We start from the raw sequence: 22233 nt of genomic DNA, 5'->3' as shown, positions 1-22233 counted from the left end.
TCTCTGCCCCGTGCGGGTGGGCAGAGAGCGACTGGTGGCCGGACTGCTCAGGCGGTTGCCCGGACCGCCGTCTCGCCGAGGTGCAGCACCGTGTCACCGGGGCGCTCGACGTCGTCGTCGTGGGTGACGCAGACGACCACCCGCCCCGCGAACGCCGTCCGCAGGTCGCGCACCAGCGCCGCGGCGGTCGGCCCGTCCAGGTGGGCGGTCGGCTCGTCGAGCAGCACGACCTCCCGGTCGGCCAGCAGGGCGCGCGCGGCGGCCAGCCGCCGCCGCTCGCCACCGGACAGCGCCGTCCCGCCGGCACCGACCGGGGTGTCCAGCCCATCCGGCAGCGTGGCGAGCAGCCCCGCCAGCCCGGTCGCGGTCAACGCCGCGCGCATGCGGGAATCCCCGGCGGGCCCGGCCAGTTCGCCGCGCGGGGCGGCCATCGCCAGGTTCGCCCGGATGGAGGAGGCGAAGACGTGCGCTTCCTGCGGCAGCCAGGCCATGCGGGCGCGCAGGTCGTCGCCGGGAATCCGGTCGGTGGGAACGCCGTCGACGGCGTAGCTGCCGGCGCGTGGCCGCAGCGAGGCCATGAGCACCGCCAGGAACGTGGACTTGCCCGTGCCGGACGGCCCGCGCACCACCAGCCAGCCGTCACCGGCCTCCGCGCGGGCGTCGACCCCGCGCAGCACGTCCGGCCCGCCCGGCCAGCCGGCGACCAGCGCCTCGGTGCGCAGCGAGCGGATGCCGTCGGGAGCGGGCAGCGGGTCGGCGGGCTCGGCCGCGACCGGCGCGGTGAGGACGGCGTCGATGCGGGCCTGCGCGTCGGCGAGCGCGCCGCGGCGCTGCAGGGCGCCGACCAGCCCGGCGAGCGGCTCCGCCAGCGCCAGCGGCGCCAGCGCGACCACGGCGAGCACCGGGCCGGTGAGCCCGCCGGCCGTCGCCGCGACGGTGCCGAGCACCGCGGCCAGCCCGGTGCCCAGCACCACCAGGCCGGTGCCCACGGCGGCGGCGCGGTCACGGGTGCGGGCCCGGCCGGCCTGGCGCGCCGCGGCCGCGTCGAGGTCGGCGGCGGCGCGGGCGGCGAGCCCGTGCGCCCGCAGGTCGGCCAGCCCCTCGAGCACGGTGCTGGTCTCCTTCAGCGCCGCCACCTGCAGGCTGCTCTCCGTGCGGGCGGCGCCGGCGTCCAGGCCGCGGTGGGCGAGCAGGACGGCGGCCACCGTCACCGCGAGCACCGCGGCGACGACACCGGCGGCGGCGAGGTCCCCCAGCGCGAGCACCGCGACGGTGGCGGTGGGCACGGTCGCGGCCACCAGCACCCGGGGCCGGACCCGCACGGTGAGGTCCTGCACCACGCCGACGTCGCCGACCACCCGCGCCAGCGCAGACCCGGGCGTCCGGTCGGCGGCGAGCCCCTGGGCGGCCAGCGCCCGCCAGACGCGCACCCGCAGGTCGGCGGCCCGGCGCAGCGCGACGTCGTGGGCGGACAGGCGCTCCAGCCAGCGCAGCCCCGCGCGGGCCAGGCCGAAGAAGCGGACGCCGGCGGTCGCGACCAGCAGGGTCAGCACCGGGGGCATCTCCGCCGCCCGGACGATCAGCCAGCCCGACGCCGCGGTGAGCGCGACGCCCGCCCCGGACGCGAGGGCACCGGCCAGCACCGCGCGACGGAGGGCCCCGGCGGTGGGGGCCGGGGTCGCGGGGGCCGGGGGCGCCGCCGCCGGCACGGGAACCCCGGCCGGGCGCGGGCGGTCCACCGGGGTGCCGCCGGGGGAGCCGGCCGGGCGTGCGGGTGCGGCCGGGGAGGCGGTGCGCGCGGCTGCGGCCGGGGAGGCGGTACCCGCGGGCGCGGCCGGGGCGGGGAGGTCGACGGTGCGGTCGGCGAGGCCGGCGAGCACCGGGTCGTGGGTGACCAGCACGACGGTGACGGTGCCGCGCAGCGTGGCGAGGACGGCGGCGACCAGCCCGCGGGCGTCGTCGTCCAGATGCGCGGCCGGCTCGTCGAGCAGCAGCAGCCGGGCGCCGCGGCGGACCCGCACCAGGGCGCGCGCAAGGGCCACCCGCTGCAGCTCGCCGGGGGAGAGCGACTCCGGCGCCCGGCCGGCCAGGTGGTGGGCCTCGACCCGGCCGAGCGCCTCGACGACGTAGGCCTCGGCCACGACCTCGTCGACCCCCGGCGCCGCGGCGGCGTGCCGGCGCAGCTCGTCGGCGACCGTCGCGCCGGTGGCGCGCGGGAACTGCGGCACCACCGCGACCGGGCCCCCGGCGGCGATCGCACCGCCGACGCGGGCGCGGGGATCGGTCAGGCCGGCCAGCGCGGCCAGCAGCGTGGACTTGCCCGAGCCGCTCGGGCCCCGGAGCACCACGAGCTCTCCGGGGCGGACGGCGAGGTCGGTGGGCGGCAGGGCGGGGACGGCGCGGCCGGGGTAGGAGACGCTCAGCCCCGCGACGGTGACGTCGGCACCGCGCGGATCGTCGTCCCCCCGGACCGGGGCCGGGGCGCCGCCGGCGGGTGCGGCCAGCACAGCGCGCGCCTCGGCGGCGGCGAGGGCGGCGTCCTCCGCGGCGTGGTGGGCGGCGCCGAGCGCGCGCAGCGGGGCGAACGCCTCGGGGGCGAGCAACAGTGCGGTGAGCCCGATCCCCAGGACGAGGTGGCCCTCGACCAGCCGGACGCCCACGGTCACGGCCACGAGCGCCACCGAGAGCGTGGCGATCAGCTCCAGCACGAAGGCCGAGAGGAACGCGATCCGCAGCGTGGCCAGCGTGCGGGTGCGGTGCGCCTCGCCGAGCGCGGCCAGCGCCGCCGTCTGCTCGGCGGCCCGGCCGAGCCCCACCAGGACGGGCAGGCCGCGCACCAGCTCCGCGACGTGCGCGGCGATGCGGTCCAGCGCCCGGGCGGAGTCCGCCGTCGCATCCTGCGTGAACTTCCCGACCAGGACCATGAACAGCGGCACCAGCGGCAGGGTGACCGCCACGAGCACCGCCGACGGAAGGTCGATCCAGGCCAGCGCCAGCAGCAGCGCCGGCGGGACGACCAGCGTCTGCGCGACCGCCGGCAGGTAGGTGGCCAGCGCCGGCCCGAGCTCGTGCAGCCGCGTGGTGGCCAGCACCGCGGCCGGGGCGGGACCGCCGGCCGCGGCGACCGCGGCGGGGGAGGTGGCGAGCCGCTCGAGCAGCCGGCGGCGCAGCAGGTCCTCGGCCCGGCGGGCGTCCCGCGCGGCCACCGCCTCACCGAGGCTCCCCGCGGCGGCGCGCAGCGCGACACCGGCCGCCGCCAGCGCGAGCGGGACCGCGGGGGAGCCCGCGCTCAGCCCGCTCGCCCGGGCGACGGCGTGCGCCAGCCCGGCGGCCAGGAGCACCAGGCCCGCGGTCTGGGCGAGCGCGGCGAGCGCGGCCCGCACCAGGGCGCCGGTGAGACCCGGCACCCCGGCCAGCGCGGCGAGCGGGCCCCGCGGGGCGCCGGCGCTCATGCCGGCAGCTCGCTCGGTGCCGGGGCCTGCCCGCTGCCGGGGGCGTCCTCGTGCTGCGGCTCCGCGGTCAGCCGCTTGCGGAACACCCAGTACGTCCAGGCCTGGTAGCCCAGCACGACCGGCAGCCCGACGGCGGCCGCCCACGTCATCACGGTGAGCGTGTAGTCGCTGACCGACGCCTCGGCGATCGTCACGTCGAAGGCGGGGTCGATCGTCGAGGGGACGACGACGGGGTAGGCGGCCCCGAAGATCGTCGCGGCCGAGCTGACCAGCAGCACCGCCCAGCCGGCGAAGGCCTGCCCCTCGCGGTCGACCCGGATGCGCGCCCAGGTGACCAGGACGGCCAGCGCGCCGACGGCCCAGAGCACCGCGGTGACCGGCGTCCCGGAGCGGAGGTGCACCCAGCCGGCCCAGGCCAGCAGCGGCAGCGCGGCCACCGGCGACCAGCGCAGCGCGAAGGCCCGGGCGCGCAGCCGGACGTCGCCGTCGGTCTTCAGCGCCAGGAACAGCGCGCCGTGCACCAGGGAGAAGGCCAGCACCGCGACCGCGCCGAGCAGCGCGGCCCAGCCCACGCCGGCGAAGCTGCCGCCCACCCGGATGCCGTCGCCGTCGATCGGCAGGCCCAGCGTGGTCGTGCCCAGCGCCGCGCCCACGCCGAGGGCGGCGATCAGCGAGCCCACCGTGATCACGTGCGTCCAGGTGCCGTCCCAGCGCGGGTCGTGCGACTGGTGCCGCCACTCGAAGGCGACCGCCCGGATGATCAGGCCGAACAGCACGAACACGAAGGGCAGGTAGAGCGCGGGCAACCAGGTGGCGTACCAGCCGGGGAAGGCGGCGAACACCGCACCGGCCGCGGTGATCAGCCACACCTCGTTGCCGTCCCACAGCGGGCCGATGCTGCGGAGCAGCAGGTGCCGGTCGGCGGTCCGGCGGCCCAGCACCGGCAGGAGGGCGGCGACGCCGAAGTCGAAGCCCTCCAGCAGCAGGAAGCCGGTCCAGAGCACGGCGACGGCGGCGAACCACAGGGTCTGCAGGTCCATGACGGGGTTCCTCGGATCTACGGGGGGTCAGTAGGCGAACTGGAGGACGTCGTCGTCGGTGCGGCGGCCCCCGCCGGCACCACCGGCGTCGCCGTCCGGGCCCTCGCGGCGGTCATCGTCCCTGCCGGTGCCGATCGGCGGCTCGACGGCGGTGTCGCTCGCCGTGACGCCGGAGCGGATGAACTTCGTGAGCAGCCCGAGCTCGATGACCGCGAGCACGCCGTAGACCAGGGTCAGCGCGCCCAGCGACGTCCAGACCTCGGCCGCGGTGACGCCGGGCGAGACGGCCTGGGCGGTGAAGAACCAGATCTGGTCGTCGACCGGCACGTCGGGGTTGGGGACGACGACGAAGGGCTGGCGGCCCATCTCGGTGAAGATCCACCCCGAGGCGTTGGCCACGAACGGCGCACCCACGGCCGCCAGCGAGCCGTACACGCCGAGCCGCGAGGTGGGCACCCGGCCGCGCCGCGTCGACCACAGCGCGTAGGCCGCCACCCCGGCCGAGACCGCCCCCATGCCGATCATCAGCCGGAAGCTCCAGTAGGTGACCGCGAGCACCGGCTGGTAGTCGACCGGATCCCCGGCCAGGTTGCCGAAGCGCGACGGGTCGTCGGGGTAGGTCGCGCCGTAGACCTCGGAGTACCGCTCCTGCAGCTCGTTGACGCCGGGCACCTCGCTGGTGAAGTCGCCGTGCGCGAGGAAGGAGAGCAGCCCCGGCACGGTGATCGAGTGGACGTCGTCGCACTCGTTGGAGCCCAGCTTGTTCCAGGCGAAGATCGAGAAGGACGCCGGCGCCTCGGTCTCGCACAGCGCCTCGGCCGAGCTCATCTTCAGCGGCTGCTGGTGGTACATCAGCTTGGCCTGCCAGTCGCCGGTGGCCGCGACCAGGACGAAGGCCGCGAGCGACACCCAGCCGCCGATCCGGACCGAACGGCGCCACACCCGGTGGTCGATCTCCTCGGGCGAGCGCCCGGCCAGCTTCCGCCGGCGCAGGTGGTAGAGCCCGACGCCGACGAGCAGGGCGCCGGCGACCATGAGCGCGGCGACGATGGTGTGGGTGAACGCGGCCAGCGCGGTGTTGTTGGTGAGCACCGCGAGGAAGTCGACCTGCACCGGCCGGCCGGTGGCGTCGTCGGCGACGACCCCGACCGGGTGCTGCATCCAGGAGTTCGCCGCGATGATGAAGTAGGCGCTCACAGTCGAGCCGATGACCGCCGCCCACAGGGTGGCCAGGTGCAGCTTCTTCGGGATCCGGCCCCAGCCGAAGATCCACAGGCCGAGGAACGTCGACTCCAGGAAGAAGGCCAGCAGCGCCTCGAGGGCCAGCAGCGAGCCGAAGACGTCGCCGACGAAGCGGGAGTACTCGCTCCAGGCCAGGCCGAACTGGAACTCCTGCACCAGGCCGGTGGCCACGCCCAGCACGAAGTTGATCAGGAAGACCTTGCCCCAGAACCGGGTCATCCGGAGCCACTCGGGGTCGTCGGTGCGCACCCACATGGTGTGCATGACCACCAGCAGGATCCCCAGGCCGATGGTCAGCGGGACCATCATGAAGTGGTAGACGGTGGTGATCCCGAACTGCCAGCGTGCGATGTCCAGGACGTCCACGGCCCGGATCCCTTCTGCGGTCTACTATCGGCACGTTCTTTCTACGCCTCGTAGAAGATGTTTTCTACGATACGTAGAAGAGACGCGTGTGATCTGCCGGACAGGAGGACCGATGGCGTCGCTGGGAGAGCTCGAGCGGGCCGTCATGGAGCGGCTGTGGGCCGCGGACGGCCCGGTGGCCGCGACCTGGCTGAGGGACGAGCTGGCCGACCGGGGGCTCGCGCTGACCACCGTGCACACGGTGCTGAGCCGGCTCGAGCAGAAGGGGTTCGTCGTCCACGACGAGGCCCGCCCGCGCCGGTTCTCCGCACGCGCCAGTCGCGAGGACCACGCCGCCCAGGTCATGCGCGAGGTGCTGGGGCAGGCCGCCGACCGGCAGGCCGTGCTGGCGCGCTTCGTCGGTGCCGTCGACGCCGACGAGGCCCGGATGCTGCGCGACCTGCTGGCCGCCGCCGGCGCCGACGACGCCGCCCAGGGCTGACCCGGGCCGCGACCCGTGCTGCCCACCACCGCTGCGCTCCTCGCCGTCCTCGCCGCGCTGCTGGCCTGGCCGGTGCCGGCGCTGCTGGCCCGCGCCCGCTGGCCGGGGCGGGACCCGCTGGTGGCGCTGCTCTGCTGGCAGGCGATCGGGCTGGCCGGTGGGCTGTCGATCATCGGGGCGCTGCTGGTGCACGGGCTGGCCCCGTGGGGTCACTCGCTGCCCGAGGCGGTCTGGGCGGTGGTCCACGGCCGGGCGGCGACCGGGGCGGTGCGCGGCGACCACTGGGTCACGCTGACCCTCGCCGGGGTGCTGGCCTCCGAGCTGGTCGGCGTGCTGCTGCTCTCCTGGGCGCGCATCGCCCGCACCCGGCGCCGGCACCGCGCGCTGCTGGAGCTGGTGGTGCAGCCGGCGCCGGAGCCCGACGCCCGGCTGCTCGAGCACCCCGCTCCCGTGGCCTTCTGCATCCCCGGCGCCCGCCCGCTGCTGGTGCTCTCCTCCGGCATGGTGGCCGAGCTCGACGGCGAGCAGCTGGCCGCCGTCGTCGCGCACGAGCGGGCGCACCTGGGCGAGCACCACCACCTGCTGCTGCTGCCGTTCGTGGCGTGGAAGGCGGCGTTGCCGGTGCTCCCGGCGGCCGAGCGCGCCCACGGTGCCGTGCGGGAGCTGGTCGAGATGCGGGCCGACGACATCGCGCTGGGCTCGCTGCACGGGTCCGCACCGCGCCGCACCCTGGCCGCCGCCATCGTCGCGGCCGCGGGCGGCGCCGGGGGAGTGCCGGCCGGCGCCCTCGCGGTGGCCGGGGCGGGGGTGCGGGCCCGGGTGGTCCGGCTGCTGGAGCCCGCCGATCCGCTCCCGCCCGCGGCCCGCGCGAGCGCGCTCGCCGCCGCCGTCCTGCTGCTGCTGGTGCCGACGGTCCTGCTGCTGCTACCGGCGCTCTGACCGCGCCGCGACGGCGAGGCCGGCTGCGGTCGCGCTGGCGAACCCGCCGCTGACCAGGGCGGCCCGGCGGTAGGCCGGATGGCCGAGCAGCGGCAGCATGCTGGCCGCATGCAGCCCGTCGACGGCCACCGCCGCGCCCGCCACCGCCGGCCCCGGCCGCACCAGGAGCAGGGCGTGCTGGGCGACCAGCCGGGCGCCGAGCACGCGGGCGACCCACAGCCGCTCGCGGGGGAAGCGCGGGTCGACCGCGGCCACGGTCCCGGCCGGCCGCAGCGCCAGGGCCAGGCCGGCGGCCAGCCCGGCCGTCGCGACGGCGCGCGCCGTGGCTCGCTGCACGTCCCTCATCGGTTGCCCTCCGGGGCGGTGGGGATGTCCTCGGGCAGTAGCGCTCTGCCCCGCCGGGGTGGGCAGAGCGCGACTGTGCCGGAGGGTGTGGTCGGGGTCCGGCGGCAGGCCGGTCGGACGGAGGTGTGGTCGGGCCGGGCGGTCAGGCGGGGGTGCGCGCGTCCGCGCGGTGGCCGCCGGCCACCGCCAGGGCCGCGTCCCGGTTCTCGGGCAGCGGCGCGAAGCCGCGCAGCCGCAGGCTGTTGGAGACGACGAACACCGAGCTGAACGCCATCGCGGCGCCGGCGATCATCGGGTTGAGCAGCCCCGCGGCGGCCAGCGGCAGGGCGGCGACGTTGTAGGCGAACGCCCAGAACAGGTTGCCCTTGATGGTGGCCAGCGTGCGGCGGGAGAGCCGGATCGCGTCCGCGGCGGCCCGCAGGTCGCCGCGCACCAGGGTCAGGTCGCTGGCCTGGATCGCCACGTCGGTGCCGGTGCCCATCGCCAGGCCCAGGTCGGCCTGCGCCAGCGCGGGGGCGTCGTTCACGCCGTCGCCGACCATCGCCACCGTCCGGCCCTCGTCCTGCAGCCGCCGGACGACGTCGACCTTGTCCTGGGGGAGCACCTCGGCGACGACCTCGTCGATGCCGACCTGCGCGGCGACCGAGCGCGCGGCCCGCTCGTTGTCGCCGGTGAGCAGGATCGGGGTCAGCCCCAGGTCGCGCAGTTGGGCGATCGCACGGGCGGAGGTGTCCTTGACCGCGTCGGCGACCACGAGGACGCCGCGGGCCGCGCCGTCCCATCCGACGGCGACGGCCGTGCGTCCCGCGCCCTCCGCCTCGGCGACGGCGCGGTCGAGGTCGGCGGGCAGTGGCATGGCCCAGTCGGCGAGCAGCCGGCGTCGTCCGACGACCACCGCGGCGCCCTCGACGACGCCCTGCACCCCGAGGCCCTCGAGGTTGGCGAAGTCGGCGACCGGGGGCAGCTCGCCGGTGCGCTCGGCGGCGCCGCCGGCGACGGCCTGCGCGATGGGGTGCTCCGAGGCGGACTCCAGGGCCCCGGCCAGCCGCAGCACCCGGTCGGCGTCCTCACCCGCGGCGGGGACGACGTCGAGCAGCGTCATGCGCCCGGTGGTGACCGTGCCGGTCTTGTCCAGGACGACGGTGTCGACCCGGCGGGTGGACTCCAGCACCTCGGGGCCCTTGATCAGGATGCCGAGCTGGGCGCCGCGGCCGGTGCCGACCATGAGCGCGGTCGGCGTCGCCAGGCCCAGCGCGCACGGGCAGGCGATGATCAGCACCGCGACCGCGGCGGTGAAGGCGGCCGGCAGCCCCGCGCCGGTGCCGATCCAGAAGCCGAGCGTCGCCGCGGTGAGCGCGAGCACGACCGGGACGAAGACGCCGGAGATGCGGTCGGCCAGGCGCTGCACCTCGGCCTTGCCGTTCTGCGCCTCTTCGACGAGCCGGGCCATCTGTGCCAGCTGGGTGTCGCTGCCCACGCGGGTGGCCCGCACGACCAGCCGGCCCCCGGCGTTGACCGTGCCCCCGGTGACGGCGTCGCCGGGCCGGACCTCGACGGGCACCGACTCGCCGGTCAGCATCGAGGCGTCGACGGCGGAGCTGCCCTCGGTCACCTCGCCGTCGGCCGCGATCTTCTCGCCGGGGCGCACGACGAACAGGTCGCCGCGGCCGAGCTCGGCGATGGGGACGCGCCGTTCGGTGCCACCGCGCAGCACCGCGACCTCCTTGGCGCCGAGCTCCAGCAGCGCGCGCAGCGCCGCCCCCGCCCGCCGCTTGGACCGCGCCTCGAACCAGCGCCCGGCGAGGATGAACGTCGTCACGCCGGCCGCGGCCTCGAGGTAGATGTTCGCGCTGCCGTCGGTGCGGGCGATGGTGAGCTCGAACGGGTGGGTCATGCCCGGCACGCCCGCGGTGCCCCAGAACAGCGCGTACAGCGACCAGCCGAAGGCCGCGAGCGTGCCCAGGGAGACCAGGGTGTCCATCGTCGCCGCGCCGTGGCGGAGATTGGTCCAGGCGGCCCGGTGGAAGGGCAGGCCGCCCCACACGACCACCGGCGCGGCCAGGGTGAGCGAGAGCCACTGCCAGTACTCGAACTGCAGCGCGGGCAGCATCGCCATGGCGACGACGGGGACGGTCAGCAGCGCGGAGACCACCAGCCGGGTGCGGAGCGCCCGCACCGGTGCGTCGGCGGGATCGGCCGCGGCCTCCGCCGGCGCCTCGGGGCGGGGCGGTTCGGGCAGCCGGGCCGTGTAGCCGGTCTTCTCCACGGTGGCGATGAGGTCGTCGGTGCTGACGCCGTCGGCGTAGCTGACCCTCGCCTTCTCGGTGGCGTAGTTGACCGTGGCGGTGACGCCCTCGAGCTTGTTGAGCTTCTTCTCGACGCGGGCGGCGCACGACGCGCAGGTCATCCCCCCGATGAGCAGCTCGACGTCGCTGGTGGTGGTGCCGGAGGTGGTGGTCACGATCCGTGCTCCTCGTGGGGTTCGGCGGTCACCGTGAAGGCGGCGGTGTGCACGGCGTCACCGTGCCGGAAGTCCAGGAACAGCCGGTAGGTGCCGCTCGACGGGGCGGTGGTGACGAAGGGGACGTGCGGCCCGGGGGCGGGCCGGGTGCCCTCGTGCTCGGCCGGGTGCACGTGCAGGTAGGCGAGGTCGCCGTCGCGCAGGGCGACCAGGTGGCCGTAGGCGCCGAGGTAGGGCTGCAGGTCGGTGACCGGGACGCCGTCGCGGCTCACGCTCAGCGTCAGCTCCGACTCCTCGCCGGGGGTGAGCCCGCCGGTGAGGACGACGGTGTAGCCGTCGACCTCCGCGACCTGCGACGGGGCGGGCGGGGGAGCGGGGTCGTAGGCGCCCGGGACGGCGAGGTCGGCGCCGAGGACGCGGTTCTCGCCGTCGGCCGCCGCGGTGAAGTCGGCGAACAGCCGCCAGCTGCCCGGCGCCAGTGCCAGGGGTGCGCGCCAGACGCCGTCCTCACCGAGCTCCGGGTGCACGTGCTGGTAGCCGGTGAGGTCGCGGCGCACCGCGACCAGGTGCAGGTCGACGTCGTGGTCGGTCTCGTACGCCCTGACCGGGGAGCCGTCGGGCCCCAGGACGCGGAAGGCCACCTCGGTGGAGGGGCCGGCCGGGGCGGTGCCGTCGGCGAGGGCGAGCGTGTAGCCGTCCTCGCTCACCTGGAGGCCGCCCGGCGCCTCCGCGGGCGCCGGGGCGGCGGCGTGGCCGCCGTCCCCGTGCCCGGCTCCGGCGGCGTGCCCGGCCCCGGCGGGGGCCTCGACCGGGCCGATCGGGCCGACCGCGGAGCCCACGCCGACCGCGGCCCCGAAGACGGCGACCAGGCCGACGGCGAATGCGGCGATCTTCGCGGGGGTGTTCATGGCGCCGGCCGCATCAGCGGCCGCTCACCTCGTATCCGGCCTCCTCGACGGCAGCGCGGACGGCGGCGTCGTCGACCGGGCTCTCGCTGCTCACGGTGAGCCCGCCGGTGGCGAGGTCGACCTCGACATCGGTCACGCCGGGCACCTGCGAGACCTCCTCGGTCACCGCGTTCACGCAGTGGCCGCAGGTCATGCCGGTGACGGTGTAGCTGGCGGTGGTGCTCATGGGAGTTCCTCTCGGGATCGGGTGCTCAGGAACGGACGAGACGGGCGATCGCGTCGGTGGCCTCGCGGACCTTCTCCTCGGCCTCGCGGCCACCGGCCCGGGCGGCGTCGACCACGCAGTGGCTCAGGTGCTCCTCGAGCAGCCCGAGCGAGACCGCCTGCAGCGCCTTCGTCATCGCCGAGACCTGGGTGAGGATGTCGATGCAGTACTTCTCGTCCTCCACCATGCGCTGCAGCCCGCGGGCCTGCCCCTCGATCCGCCGCAGCCGCTTGAGGTAGTCCTCCTTGCGGTGGATGTAGCCGTGCGCGTGGTCGTGGCCGGTGCAGGCACCGTCGGTGGTCTCCACGTCGTCCCTCCCTGCCGGCGTCGCGCCCTGCGCCGCCGAGACGAACCATACCCCCCTAGGGTTCCTTGTCAATCCCGGCCGGGCCGCTCCCGCAGCCGGGCGAGGTCGGCGCGGGCCGCGGCGAGCTCGTCCTGCAGGCCGACGATGACCTCCGCCGAGGCGACCGGGTGGCCGTCGTCGAGCAGCACCCGCATGCGGGCGGCCAGCGCCAGCTGCCGGCGGGAGTAGCGCCGGTGGCCGCCGGGGGAGCGGTGCGGGGAGAGGATCCCGGAGCTGTCCAGGCTGCGCAGGAACGCGGCCTGGACGCCGAGCAGGTCGGCGGCCTGGCTCATCGTGAGCGCCGGGTACTCCGGGTCGTCCAGGCGGCGCAGCGGGCCCTGCCCCTCGGTGGTCATCTCGGCGCGCTCCTGTCGTGGTGGATGGGGCCGGAACGGTGCAAGGGCCGGGCCCTGGACGGGCCCGGCCCCTGCGGTGCTGTGACCGGTTCGGCCGCGGTCAGTGCTCGACCGCCTCGGCCTCCTGCTGGGACCCGCCCTCGATGGTGCGGGCCTCGACCGCGGCGGGTGCGTCGGCGGGGGTCACGGTGATCCGGCGCGCCTTCGCCTTCTCCGCCACCGGGATGCTGATGGTCAGCACCCCGTCGTGGTAGCCGGCCTCGAGCCGGTCGGTGTCGAGGCTGCGCCCCAGCACCAGCTGGCGTGTGTAGCTGCCGAACGGCCGCTCGGCGACCGTCCACTCCGCGTTCTCCAGCTGGGGGACCGAGCGCTCGGCGCTCACGGTCGGGGTGTTGCCCTCGACCGAGAGGTCGATCGACCCGGGGTCCACACCGGGCAGGTCGAAGTGGGCGACGAAGTTGTCGCCGACGCGGTAGGCGTCCATCGGCATGCCCGAGAGCGGGCGGGCGGTGGCGGCGCCGCCGCGACCGGTCAGCTGGTCCAGCGCGCGGAAGGCGGCGGACGTGGCGGCGAACGGGGTCGTAAGCGGTCAGCATCATGGCTGGAGCCTCCTGTGACGGTCGTGCTGGTGTTCGCTGCCCGGGGATGAACCTCTAGTGGCGACTGGAGATTACCTCGGTCATGCACCCGTGTAGACGTACGCCGACCGCAGGTGTTCCCGGCCGGCCCCGAGAGGTCGGGTGCGTGAACACCTCGCCGACGGGGCACGACCGCACCGTGGAGGAGACCAACGCCGCGCCGCGCCCCCCCGACCACGATGCGCCGTCCGCCGAGCCCTCCGTGTCGCACACGGTCGAGGGGGACACGGTGCGGGTGGTCGTCGGGGGAGAGCTGACCGAGTCCGCCCGCCGCCCCCTGGTGCGCACCCTCACCGACCTGCTGCTCGCCGAGCACGCCCTGCAGCGGGTGGAGCTGGACCTGCGCGACGTCGGGTTCATGAACTCCGCCGGGCTGGCAGTGCTGGTGCAGCTGCAGAAGCTCGGCGTGCCCCGGGGCATCGAGACCGTGCTCGTCGACCCGCCGCTCTCGGTGTCCCGCCCGCTGCAGCTCACCGGGCTGTGGCACCGCTTCACCGTGGTGGCCGGCGACGGCCGGGTGGTCGCCGAGCCGTCGGGCGGCGGTGGCCCGGCTCCCCGGGATCCCCGACACACCTGAACCGGCACCGGAGCGCTCCCGGGCGGCGCGGCTCCTAGCCTGACCGGGTGCCAGCCAGCGATCCGCACGCCCACGCCCACGGTCCCGACCCCGACGCGCCCCCGCCGAGCCCCGAGGCGCTGACCCGCCGACGACGGGCGGTGTGGCTGATGCTGCTGCTCCTCGTCCCCGTGGGGCTGGCCACCGTGATCGGGCTGTTCGTCCTGTGGCCCAGCGGTGAGCCCACCCGGGCCCAGGCGGCGGCCACGCAGGCGCTGCCCCCGGGCACTACCTACCCCGACGGCCGCGTCGCCTCGCTCGACCCGTACGACTGCGGGGTCGAGGGCCGCCCGGCGACCTGCGCGACCGCCGTCGTCGAGGTGCTCGACGGCGACGGCGCGGGCGAGTTCGTCGAGCTCGACCTCGACGCCGTGGTGGTGGCCAACGGGGTCGAGGAGGGCGACACCCTCGTCCTGACCCGGGACGCCGGGGCCGAGGGCGGCGTCACCTACGGGTTCTTCGACTTCGCGCGGGACCTCCCGATGGTGACCCTGGCGATCGTCTTCGCCGTCGCCGTGGGCCTGGTCGCACGGCTGCGCGGGCTGGCCTCCCTGCTCGGGCTGGCGTTCGCCTTCTTCGTGCTCCTGCAGTTCGTGCTGCCCGGGCTGCTCGAGGAGGGCTCACCGGTGCTGGTCACCCTCGTCGGCTCGGCGGCGATCATGTTCGTCGTCCTCTACCTCGCGCACGGGTTCTCCGCGCGGACGACGACGGCGCTGGTCGGCACCCTGTTCGGGCTGGCGCTGGTCGCCGTCATGGGGGCGCTCGCCGTGCAGACCGCGCGGCTGACCGGGCTGACCAGCGAGGAGACCGTGCAGCTCCAGACCTTCGATCCGACGCTCGCCTTCTCCGGCCTCGTCCTGGCCGGCATGGTCGTCGCCGGGCTGGGCGTGCTCAACGACGTCACCATCACCCAGGCCTCGGCGATCTGGCAGCTGCACGAGGTGGACCCGTCGATGACCTGGCGGGAGCTCTACACCCGCGGTATGACCGTCGGCCGGGACCACATCGCCTCGACGGTGTACACGATCGTCTTCGCCTACTCCGGTGCCGCGCTGCCGCTGCTGCTGCTGTTCGAGCTCTACGCCCAGCCGTGGAACGTCGTGCTCACCTCGTCCGCGCTGGCCGAGGAGGTCATCCGCACGCTGGTCGGCGCGATCGCGCTCGTGCTCGCCGTCCCGGTGACGACGGCGGCCGGCGCCTTCTTCGCCAAGGCCGCGGACACCCAGGCCGGCGCGGCCACCGAGCGCGGGCTGACCGCGGTGCGCGCCAGGTTCGCCCGATGAGCCAGGCTGTGCGCGTGACCGACCTGCTCGCCGCCGCCCGGGCGGCCTCCGGCTTCATGCCCGACGACGAGGGCCGGGCCCTCTACGAGGCCGCCCGCGACGTCCCCGTCCCGGGCCCGCTGCTGGAGGTGGGCAGCTGGATGGGCAAGTCGGCGCTCTACCTGGCCGCCGCCGCGCGGGAGACCGGTCGCCGGGTGGTCACCGTCGACCACCACCGCGGCTCCGAGGAGCACCAGCCCGGCTGGGAGTACCACGACCCGTCGCTGGTCGACCCCGCCGTCGGGCGGATCGACACGCTGCCGCGGTTCCGGCGCACCATCGCCGAGGCGGGCGCCGAGGACGTCGTCGTCGCCGTCGTCGCCCGGTCGGAGACCCTGGCCCCGCTGTGGAGCACGCCCCTGGCGCTGCTGTTCCTCGACGGCAGCCACACCGAGGAGTCCGCGCGGCGCGACCAGGACGCCTGGGTGGCCAAGCTGGCCGTGGGCGGGACGCTGGCGATCCACGACGTCTTTCCCGACCCGGCCGACGGCGGGCAGGCGCCCTACGGCGTGTACCGGCGGGTGCTGGCGAGCGGGGAGTTCGAGGAGCTGCCGGACACCGGGTCGCTGCGGCTGCTGCGCCGCACCACCTGAGGGGCCGCCCCGCCGAGCCGTCGTCCCGTCGGTACCGAGGTGGAGGATGGGCCGGTGCTCCCACCCGACGCCCTCTCCCGAGCCCGGCTGGAGGCGCTGGCGCAGATCGAGGCGCTGACCCGCGAGTTCGACGTGATCGTCGCGGCGTCACAGGCGTCCAACGCCGACGACGAGCACGACCCGGAGGGCGCCACCATCGCGTTCGAGCGCCAGCAGGTGGCCGCGCTGCTGGAGCAGGCGCGCCGCCGGCTGGCCGACGTCGACGCCGCGGTGATCGCCGTGGAGAACGGCACCTACGGCCGCTGTGAGAGCTGCGGCCGGCCGATCGCGTCGGAGCGGCTCGCCGCCCGCCCCACCGCCCGCACCTGCATCGACTGCGCCCGCTGACGCGCCGGGTCACCCCTGGCCGGGCGCTCCCGACTGCGTCCAGTCGTCGAGCTCGACCTCGTCGTCGGGGAGCTCGCGCCGCAGGTCGCGCAGCAATCGCGGGCCCTCCGCGGCGAAGCGGGCGCGGGCGTCGGGGTCGCGCCAGCCGTCGTCCCAGTGGAAGTGCTCCTGGAAGAGCTGGTTCCAGGTGGTCAAGCGGGCCGTGAGCGCCTCGGAGAGACCGAGGGTGGCGGGGTGCGTGGGACCGACAGTCCACAGCGGCCACGCGGCCCCGTAGTCCGTCATCAACCGCACGTGCCGCCGCGCCTGCCGGTTCTCCACGGCCCGCACGGTAGGCGGACGGCACCCCGCCCGCGCGCGGTCAGCTCACGTACCGCCGGGCGGTGGAGTTCCGCTGGGCCTCCTCCAGCGCGGCGAACCGCGCCTCGGCGTGCGGCGGCAGCACCCGCCGCTCGCGCAGCACCCACGGCAGGCCGCGGACGGCGCGCGCGACGCCCAGCGCGGTGACCCGGTCGCGCGGCACGGTGCGCAGCAGGTGCAGCGTGCGCCGCACCGCCGGTCGCAACGGGCGCCGGAGCCAGGTGGTCCACAGGGTGTTGCGGATGCCGTCGGCCCGCCGTTTGTGCGGGTCGCGCGCGGTGCTGGCCCGGTGGTGGAGGGTCAGCTGGTCGAGGTAGCAGAGCTCCCAGCCGCGGGCGGCGAGGTCCCCGGCCATGAGCTCCTCCTCGCCGCCGAGCCAGAGCCGCTCGGAGAAGCCGCCGACCTCGTCGAAGGCGTCCCGACGCAGTACGGAGGCGCCGGCCAGGAAGCTGCCCAGCGCCGGGCCGGGCAGCCAGTCGGCGCCGACGACGGGGGAGTCGCGCAGCTCGGCGACGATCGGGTCCTCGGTGCCCCCGGGCTCCACCAGGATCCGGGCGGTCACGATCGCCAGCCGCGGGTGGGCGTCGAGGACGTCGGCGGCGGCGCGCAGCGAGCCCGGCTCCCACCAGGTGTCGTCGTCGCAGAAGGCGACGTAGGGGGTGTCGAGCCGGGCCACGCCCAGGTTGCGGCCGACCGCGCCGAGGTTCTCGGGGCTGGCGATCAGCTCGACCTGGGGGAAGCGCTCGCGCACGGCGTCGGCGGTGCCGTCGGTTGAGCCGTTGTCCACGACGACGACGTGCGGCTGCTCGGGCAGGGCCACGAGGCGCTGCAGGGCGACCAGCAGCTCGTCGCGCCGCTGGTGGGTGATGACGACGACGGCGACGCGGGGGTCGGGCCCGACCGACCGGTTTCCGGTGGAGGACGCGGAGGAGGTGCCGGTCGTGCTCACGGCGCATCCCCGGCCAGCATGCGCAGACCCGCCCGCACCGACGGCGGCACCGGCTCGCGCCGGCGCAGCGCGGCCGGGGCGTCGGGCAGCGCCGTCACGAGCCCCTCGACGCCCGGGCGGCCGGCGCGGACGGCCCGCCCCGCCGTCCGGACGACGTCCCGCGCCGGGAGCCGCATGGCCGCGGTGAGCAACCGGCTCCGCCAGAGGCCGGCCTGCCGGCGTCCGGGTGCGTCGCGGCGGGGGGAGGGGTGGTGGTGCACGGTCACCTCGTCGACGTAGGCCAGGCCCCACCCGGCGGCGGCCAGGTCCAGCGCCAGCCGTTCCTCCTCGCCGGGGAACCGGATCACCTCGTCGAAGCCGCCGACGGCCTCGAACGCCTCGGTGCGCACGAGTGCGGCGCAGGCGACGAAGCCCAGCAGCGAGGGTCCGGGCAGGTCGGCGGCGGTGCCCAGCGGGCTCCCGGCCATCTCCTCGCACACCGGGTCGAGCCGCTCCTCCGAGCCGACCAGGATGCGGGCGTTGAGCAGAGCCAGCCGGGGGTGGGCCCGCATGACCACCACCGCGCGGGCCAGGTCGCCCGGTGCCCACCACGAGTCGTCGTCGGCGAAGGCGACGAACGGGGTGCGGGCGTGGGCGGCCCCCAGCGTCCGGCCGTGCGCGCCCTCGTTGCGGTCCAGCGGCAGCAGGGTCACCTCGGGGTGGGCGTGCCGCACGGCCTCCACGGTGCCGTCGGTGGAGGCGTTGTCGACGAGCACCACCGGCGCCTCGTGGCGGGGCAGCGTGGCGAGCAGGTCGTCGCGGCGGTTGCGGCTGGCGACGACCACGGTGACGTCGGGGCAGGGCGGCCCGGATCGTCCGGTGGTGGGGGGAGGGGCGCTCACGGGTGCAGCCTGCCCGCACCTCCGGCCAGCCAGTCAACCGGGGCAGTGGCATCGGCCATGCCCGCGGCCGGAAGGGCCCACGGGTCGGCGAACAGCCCGCTCGCGGGGGAGGCGCCGCACAACGCATCGGCGGCCAGCAGCACGGCCGCCGCCGTCCAGGTGGTGCGTTCGACCGGCCACCGCGCGTCGTCGGGGTAGACGAAGCCCGTCCAGTAGGAGCCGTCCCCGTCCCGCAGGTGCTGCATGGCCGCGACCTGCTCCAGGGCGGCGTCCCGCCGGCCCGCGACGACGAGCGCGAGCGCCAGCTCGCAGGTCTCCGCCCCGGTGACCCACGGCCGGTCGGCGACGCAGCGGATGCCCAGCCCGGGGACGACGAAGCGGTCCCAGCCGGCGGCCAGGCGGTCGCGGGCCGCCACGCCGGTGACCGCGCCGCCGAGCACCGGGTAGTACCAGTCCATCGAGTAGCGGGACCGGTCGGCGAACGCCTCGGGCCGCCCGCGCAGCGCCGTCCCGAGGTCGGCGACGGCCAGCTCCCAGTCCGGCTGCGCCTCGCCGGCCAGCTCGGCCAGCGCCAGGCCGCAGCGCAGCGCCTGGAACAGGCTGGCGTTGCCGGTGAGCAGCGCGAGGTCGTCGGGGGTGCCGTCGGGCCGCAGCGCCCAGGAGACCGCGCCGCCGGGCAGCTGCATGCGGGTGACCAGGTCCAGCCCGGCGCGCACCGCGGGCCACAGGCCGGTGACCAGCTCCTCGTCCCCGGAGACCAGCCAGGAGTGCCAGAGGCCGACGGCCAGGTACCCGGCGTGGTTGCTCTCCGCGCCGGGCGCGGTCTCGGCCCCGCCGCGGTACTCGGCCGCCCAGCTGCCGTCGGCCCGCTGCCGCCCGGCGAGCCAGCGGTAGGCGGCCGCAGCGCGGGCGTGCTCACCGCCGAGGTCCAGCGCCATCGCAGCCTCGACCGAGTCCCACGGGTCGAGCTGGCCTCCGGCGGACCACGGGAGGGCGCCGTCTCGGTGCTGCTCGCCGGCGATCCAGGCGACGGTCTGCCGCACCTGGTCGGCGTCGAGCACCCCGGGCAGCTCCGGCAGCAGGACGGCGCCCCGCTCAGCGGGCCGCAGCGGACCGCTCCCGGTCGAGCCCGGCCGCGGCGACGGCGACCTCGGCGGGCTTGTCGGCGTAGACCACGAAGCTCTTGCCGATGAGCGGGTCGAGCACCCGCTCGACGGTGCGGGTCAGCCAGGGGCGCTCCGTGAGGTCCCAGACCAGCAGCCGGTGGTAGGCGCGCACCGCGGCGGAGTCCTCGTCGACCCCGACGGCGCACTTGAGCCACCAGTACGGGGCGTGCAGGGCGTGCGCGTGGTGGCTCGCCCCGGGCACCAGGCCGGCCGTGGACAGCCGGGCGCGCAGCACGTCCGCGCGGTAGATGCGGATGTGCCCGCCCTCGTTGGCGTGGTAGGCGTCCGACAGCGCCCAGCAGATCCGCTCGGGGCCGAAGCGCGGGACGGTCACCGCGACGCGACCGCCCGGCTTGAGCACGCGGGCGATCTCGGTCATCGCGGTCGCGTCGTCGGGGATGTGCTCGAGCACCTCGGAGGCCATCACCCGGTCGACGCTCGCGTCGGGGAACGGCAGGTGCAGCAGGTCGCCGCGCACCACCTCGTACCGGGCACCGGCCGGGGCCTCGCCGGCCTCGGCGATTGCGCCGAGCCAGCGCTTCGTCGTCGCGACCTCGTGCTGCCCCCAGTCGACGGCGACGACGCGCGCGCCCCGCCGGTAGGCCTCGAACGCGTGCCGCCCCTCGCCGCAGCCCAGGTCGAGGACGGTCATCCCCGGCCGCAGGTCGAGCCGGTCGTAGTCGACGGTCAGCACGGGTGTCCCCTCCGGTCCAGCGTCTCGGCGTACCAGCCGGCGGTGCGCTCGGCCGTGGCCCGCCAGGTGTAGGTGTCCAGGACCCGCCGGCGGCCGGCGCGCCCCAGCTGCTCGGCGAGCGAGGGGGAGTCGAGGACCAGCTGCAGGGCGGCGGTGAGCTCGCCGACGTCGCCGGCCCGCACCCGCAGCCCCGCCTTGGTGCCGACGACCTCGGGCAGGGCGCCGGCATCGGTGGTGACCAGCGGGGTCGCGCACGCCATGGCTTCGACGGCGGGCAGCGAGAACCCCTCGTAGAGGGAGGGGATCGCGACCAGCGAGGCCCGCCGGAAGAGCCGGATCAGCTCGTCCTCGGGCACGGGGCCGGTGAAGCGGACGGCGTCGCGCAGGCCGAGCCGGTCCAGCGCCGCCTCGGCGGGGCCGCCGGGCCGGGTGCTGCCGACGACGGTGAGCCGCACGAGCCGTTCGGTGCGCAGCTTGGCCAGCGCCTCCAGCAGGTGCACCAGGCCCTTGAGCGGGACGTCGGCGCTGGTGACCGCGAGGATCGAGTCGGTCTCGCGCGGCTGCCCGGCCGGTGGTGGGGAGAACCTCTCGGGGTCGATGCCCACCGGGATGACGGTCATCCGGTCCGGCGCCAGGCCCATGTGCGCGGCGATGTCGCGGCGGGAGTTCTCCGAGACGGTGGTGACGGCGTCGAGCTGCTGGACGACCCGCTCCTGCATCCGGGTGAAGGCGTACCACCGGCGCAGGGTCAGCGTGCGGCGCAGGGTGGGGGCCGCGGCCAGCTCCAGGTCGCGGTCGATGGCGATCGGGTGATGCACGGTGGCGACGGTGGGCACGCCGGCCCGCACCAGCCGCAGCAGGCCGTAGCCCAGCGACTGGTTGTCGTGCACGACGTCGAACTCCGCGCGGCGGGGCAGCAGGTGGCGGGCGGCGCGCAGGGTGAACGTGAGCGGCTCGGGGAAGCCGGCGGTGCACATCGTGGCCCACTCGGCGACGTCGACCCAGTCGCGGATCTCCGACGGGCGCGGGGTGCGGAAGGGGTCGGGCTCCCGGTAGAGATCCAGGCTCGGCACGCGGGTGAGCGGCACGCCGTCGTCGAGCTCGGGGTAGGGCTGGCCGCTGAGCACCTCGACGCGGTGCCCGAGCTCGCGCAGCTCCCGGGACAGGGCCCGCACGTAGATGCCCTGGCCCCCGCTGTGCGGCTTGCTGCGGTAGGACAGCAGTGCGATGCGCAACGACCGTCCCATGGAACGGACTGTAACGACCGCGCACCGCCGCTCGGCTACCAGCCGGTAGGTCCACCACCCGGCCGGACGACCGCGCGGCTGGCAGACTTCCCCCGATGATCCGTCACGTCGTGCTCTTCACCTGGTCCCCCGACGCCGACGCCGAGCGGCGGGCGCAGACCGTCGAGGCGCTGCGCGGGCTGCGGCGCTCCGTCGGCGGGATGACGTCGCTGGTCGTCGCCGACGACGCCGACCTGGTCGACGGCAACGCCGACACCGTGCTGATCGCCGAGTTCCCCGACGTCGAGGCGTTCCACCGCTACGCGCAGGACCCCGTGCACCTGGCGGTCATCGCCGAGCACGTGCGGCCCATCCTGGCCGCGCGCAGCGCCATCCAGCACCGGGTGTGAGGGCCTTGCCGGGTCCGCGGCGGCTAGCGTCGGGGGCATGACCTCCGCACGCCGTCTCCTCGTGGCCGGGTCGGCCGCGGCCCTGCTGCTCACCGGCTGCGGCGACGGGGACGCCTCGGACCGCACCGCCGCGGCAGCCTCGTCGGCCGCGGCGGCGTCCTCCGCACAGGCGTCGAAGGCGCCCGACCTCGCCTCGGGGCTGCTGCCCGCCACCGCCTTCGGCCCGGACGCGACCGTGCTGGCCCTCTCCCCGGACCAGCTGCGCGCCGGTTCGGGCATCGTCGCCGGCGGGCCGGACATGCAGATCACCCCGGAGAGCTGCCGGGCCGCCGTCGACGGCACCCAGCCCGCTCTGGACGCGTTCGAGGACGTCGCCGCGCAGAGCGCCACGACGGGGTCGACGACGACGGTGCAGATGCTGGTGCGGGGCGGCCCCATCGAGGACGCCGTCGCGCAGCTGGCCGACGCCGCCGAGCGGTGCCCCGAGGCGCGCCTGACCGCCCCGCAGATCGGGGAGGCGACGATCACCTTCGAGGAGCTCCCGGTGGCCGACCTGGGCGACGGTGCCGCCCTCCTGCGGTACACGACCACGATCGCCGCGCCCGACGGGTCGCAGGTGACGGTGCCGACGCTGGTCGCGGCGGTGGAGGACGACGACCGGCTGCTCCTCCTGCTGTCGGTCGACACGAGCCTCGGCGGGGCCGCGCCGGCCGACCCGGCGGCCTTCGCGGAGCTGCTCGAGCAGGCCTACGAGACCCAGGCGGACGCGCTGGACTGACCCGGCCCGCCG

Annotated in this window: 24 protein-coding genes; 8 read left to right on the top strand and 16 right to left on the bottom strand. The window is 76.3% G+C overall.

Going from position 1 to position 22233, the window contains the following annotated elements:
* Positions 1 to 47: 47 nt before the first annotated feature.
* From cydC to QOZ88_RS08405, 3 genes are read right to left on the bottom strand one after another with little or no spacing between them, the layout of a single operon-like run.
* Entirely contained in the window at positions 48 to 3452 is a 3405-nt protein-coding gene (gene cydC / locus QOZ88_RS08415; RefSeq protein ID WP_305999340.1) for a thiol reductant ABC exporter subunit CydC, read from the bottom strand.
* Positions 3449 to 4492, bottom strand: a complete 1044-nt coding sequence (gene cydB, locus QOZ88_RS08410; RefSeq protein WP_305999339.1) for a cytochrome d ubiquinol oxidase subunit II — start codon at positions 4490 to 4492, stop codon at positions 3449 to 3451. Before cydB ends, cydC begins: the two co-directional genes overlap by 4 nt.
* 27 nt (positions 4493 to 4519) lie before the next feature.
* Positions 4520 to 6100, bottom strand: coding sequence for a cytochrome ubiquinol oxidase subunit I (locus tag QOZ88_RS08405; protein WP_305999338.1), 1581 nt, complete (start codon positions 6098 to 6100; stop codon positions 4520 to 4522).
* A 112-nt stretch (positions 6101 to 6212) separates the two neighbouring features.
* On the opposite strand from QOZ88_RS08405, the gene QOZ88_RS08400 reads away from it, so the two are divergent.
* Both QOZ88_RS08400 and QOZ88_RS08395 read left to right on the top strand, forming a co-directional pair.
* A complete protein-coding gene (locus QOZ88_RS08400; protein ID WP_305999337.1) occupies positions 6213 to 6581 on the top strand; it encodes a BlaI/MecI/CopY family transcriptional regulator in 369 nt (122 codons plus the stop codon).
* 15 nt (positions 6582 to 6596) lie between these two features.
* Positions 6597 to 7520, top strand: a complete 924-nt coding sequence (locus tag QOZ88_RS08395) for a M48 family metalloprotease (RefSeq protein WP_305999336.1) — start codon at positions 6597 to 6599, stop codon at positions 7518 to 7520.
* Here QOZ88_RS08395 and QOZ88_RS08390 read toward each other — a convergent pair.
* The 7 genes from QOZ88_RS08390 to QOZ88_RS08360 all read right to left on the bottom strand — a co-directional run bounded on the left by QOZ88_RS08390 (position 7506) and on the right by QOZ88_RS08360 (position 12691).
* Complete coding sequence (locus tag QOZ88_RS08390) at positions 7506 to 7856, bottom strand: hypothetical protein (RefSeq protein WP_305999335.1); 351 nt, start codon at positions 7854 to 7856, stop codon at positions 7506 to 7508. The genes QOZ88_RS08395 and QOZ88_RS08390 overlap by 15 nt on opposite strands.
* Before the next feature lie 151 nt (positions 7857 to 8007).
* Positions 8008 to 10272, bottom strand: a complete 2265-nt coding sequence (locus tag QOZ88_RS08385) for a heavy metal translocating P-type ATPase (protein ID WP_305999342.1) — start codon at positions 10270 to 10272, stop codon at positions 8008 to 8010.
* Positions 10273 to 10322: 50 nt separating this feature from the next.
* A complete protein-coding gene (locus QOZ88_RS08380; protein ID WP_305999334.1) occupies positions 10323 to 11234 on the bottom strand; it encodes a hypothetical protein in 912 nt (303 codons plus the stop codon).
* A 13-nt stretch (positions 11235 to 11247) separates the two neighbouring features.
* Complete coding sequence (locus QOZ88_RS08375) at positions 11248 to 11460, bottom strand: heavy-metal-associated domain-containing protein (protein ID WP_305999333.1); 213 nt, start codon at positions 11458 to 11460, stop codon at positions 11248 to 11250.
* A gap of 25 nt (positions 11461 to 11485) precedes the next feature.
* Entirely contained in the window at positions 11486 to 11806 is a 321-nt protein-coding gene (locus QOZ88_RS08370; RefSeq protein WP_454970577.1) for a metal-sensitive transcriptional regulator, read from the bottom strand.
* A 68-nt stretch (positions 11807 to 11874) separates the two neighbouring features.
* Entirely contained in the window at positions 11875 to 12201 is a 327-nt protein-coding gene (locus QOZ88_RS08365) for a helix-turn-helix domain-containing protein (protein ID WP_305999332.1), read from the bottom strand.
* 100 nt (positions 12202 to 12301) lie between these two features.
* On the bottom strand, positions 12302 to 12691 hold the full coding sequence (locus QOZ88_RS08360; protein ID WP_305999331.1) for an Hsp20/alpha crystallin family protein: 390 nt from the start codon (positions 12689 to 12691) through the stop codon (positions 12302 to 12304).
* 254 nt (positions 12692 to 12945) lie between these two features.
* On the opposite strand from QOZ88_RS08360, the gene QOZ88_RS08355 reads away from it, so the two are divergent.
* The 4 genes from QOZ88_RS08355 to QOZ88_RS08340 are packed head-to-tail and all read left to right on the top strand — an operon-like array spanning position 12946 to position 15757.
* The gene (locus QOZ88_RS08355) at positions 12946 to 13416 is read left to right on the top strand and encodes an STAS domain-containing protein (protein WP_305999330.1); all 471 of its coding nucleotides are present in this window, start codon (positions 12946 to 12948) and stop codon (positions 13414 to 13416) included.
* Between the two features lie 47 nt (positions 13417 to 13463).
* Positions 13464 to 14738 (top strand): YibE/F family protein, encoded by a 1275-nt coding sequence (locus tag QOZ88_RS08350; RefSeq protein WP_305999329.1) that lies wholly within the window; start codon positions 13464 to 13466, stop codon positions 14736 to 14738.
* A gap of 14 nt (positions 14739 to 14752) precedes the next feature.
* Positions 14753 to 15370: a class I SAM-dependent methyltransferase gene (locus QOZ88_RS08345; RefSeq protein WP_305999328.1), complete on the top strand. Its 618-nt coding sequence runs from the start codon at positions 14753 to 14755 to the stop codon at positions 15368 to 15370.
* 54 nt (positions 15371 to 15424) lie between these two features.
* The gene (locus tag QOZ88_RS08340) at positions 15425 to 15757 is read left to right on the top strand and encodes a TraR/DksA family transcriptional regulator (protein WP_305999327.1); all 333 of its coding nucleotides are present in this window, start codon (positions 15425 to 15427) and stop codon (positions 15755 to 15757) included.
* 9 nt (positions 15758 to 15766) lie between these two features.
* Here the strand turns inward: QOZ88_RS08340 and QOZ88_RS08335 are convergent, their stop codons facing one another.
* From QOZ88_RS08335 to QOZ88_RS08310, 6 genes are read right to left on the bottom strand one after another with little or no spacing between them, the layout of a single operon-like run.
* On the bottom strand, positions 15767 to 16078 hold the full coding sequence (locus QOZ88_RS08335) for a hypothetical protein (protein ID WP_305999326.1): 312 nt from the start codon (positions 16076 to 16078) through the stop codon (positions 15767 to 15769).
* Positions 16079 to 16118: 40 nt separating this feature from the next.
* A complete protein-coding gene (locus tag QOZ88_RS08330; protein WP_305999325.1) occupies positions 16119 to 17066 on the bottom strand; it encodes a glycosyltransferase family 2 protein in 948 nt (315 codons plus the stop codon).
* A complete protein-coding gene (locus QOZ88_RS08325; protein ID WP_305999324.1) occupies positions 17063 to 17947 on the bottom strand; it encodes a glycosyltransferase family 2 protein in 885 nt (294 codons plus the stop codon). The genes QOZ88_RS08330 and QOZ88_RS08325 overlap by 4 nt, the downstream gene beginning before the upstream one ends.
* Positions 17944 to 19008: a prenyltransferase/squalene oxidase repeat-containing protein gene (locus tag QOZ88_RS08320; protein ID WP_305999323.1), complete on the bottom strand. Its 1065-nt coding sequence runs from the start codon at positions 19006 to 19008 to the stop codon at positions 17944 to 17946. The genes QOZ88_RS08325 and QOZ88_RS08320 overlap by 4 nt, the downstream gene beginning before the upstream one ends.
* Positions 19009 to 19042: 34 nt before the next feature.
* Positions 19043 to 19807 carry a class I SAM-dependent methyltransferase gene (locus tag QOZ88_RS08315; RefSeq protein ID WP_305999322.1) on the bottom strand — a complete coding sequence of 255 codons (765 nt, stop codon included), beginning with the start codon at positions 19805 to 19807 and terminating at the stop codon, positions 19043 to 19045.
* The gene (locus tag QOZ88_RS08310; RefSeq protein ID WP_305999321.1) at positions 19801 to 21054 is read right to left on the bottom strand and encodes a glycosyltransferase family 4 protein; all 1254 of its coding nucleotides are present in this window, start codon (positions 21052 to 21054) and stop codon (positions 19801 to 19803) included. Before QOZ88_RS08310 ends, QOZ88_RS08315 begins: the two co-directional genes overlap by 7 nt.
* Before the next feature lie 95 nt (positions 21055 to 21149).
* Here QOZ88_RS08310 and QOZ88_RS08305 point away from each other — a divergent pair, with 95 nt between their 5' ends.
* Positions 21150 to 21443, top strand: coding sequence for a Dabb family protein (locus QOZ88_RS08305; protein ID WP_236831993.1), 294 nt, complete (start codon positions 21150 to 21152; stop codon positions 21441 to 21443).
* A 37-nt stretch (positions 21444 to 21480) separates the two neighbouring features.
* Positions 21481 to 22221, top strand: a complete 741-nt coding sequence (locus QOZ88_RS08300; protein ID WP_305999320.1) for a hypothetical protein — start codon at positions 21481 to 21483, stop codon at positions 22219 to 22221.
* The last annotated feature ends 12 nt before the right edge of the window (positions 22222 to 22233 follow it).

Source organism: Blastococcus carthaginiensis (assembly GCF_030731085.1).
Classification (GTDB): domain Bacteria; phylum Actinomycetota; class Actinomycetes; order Mycobacteriales; family Geodermatophilaceae; genus Blastococcus; species Blastococcus carthaginiensis.
This window is presented reverse-complemented; position numbering and strand designations above follow the sequence as displayed.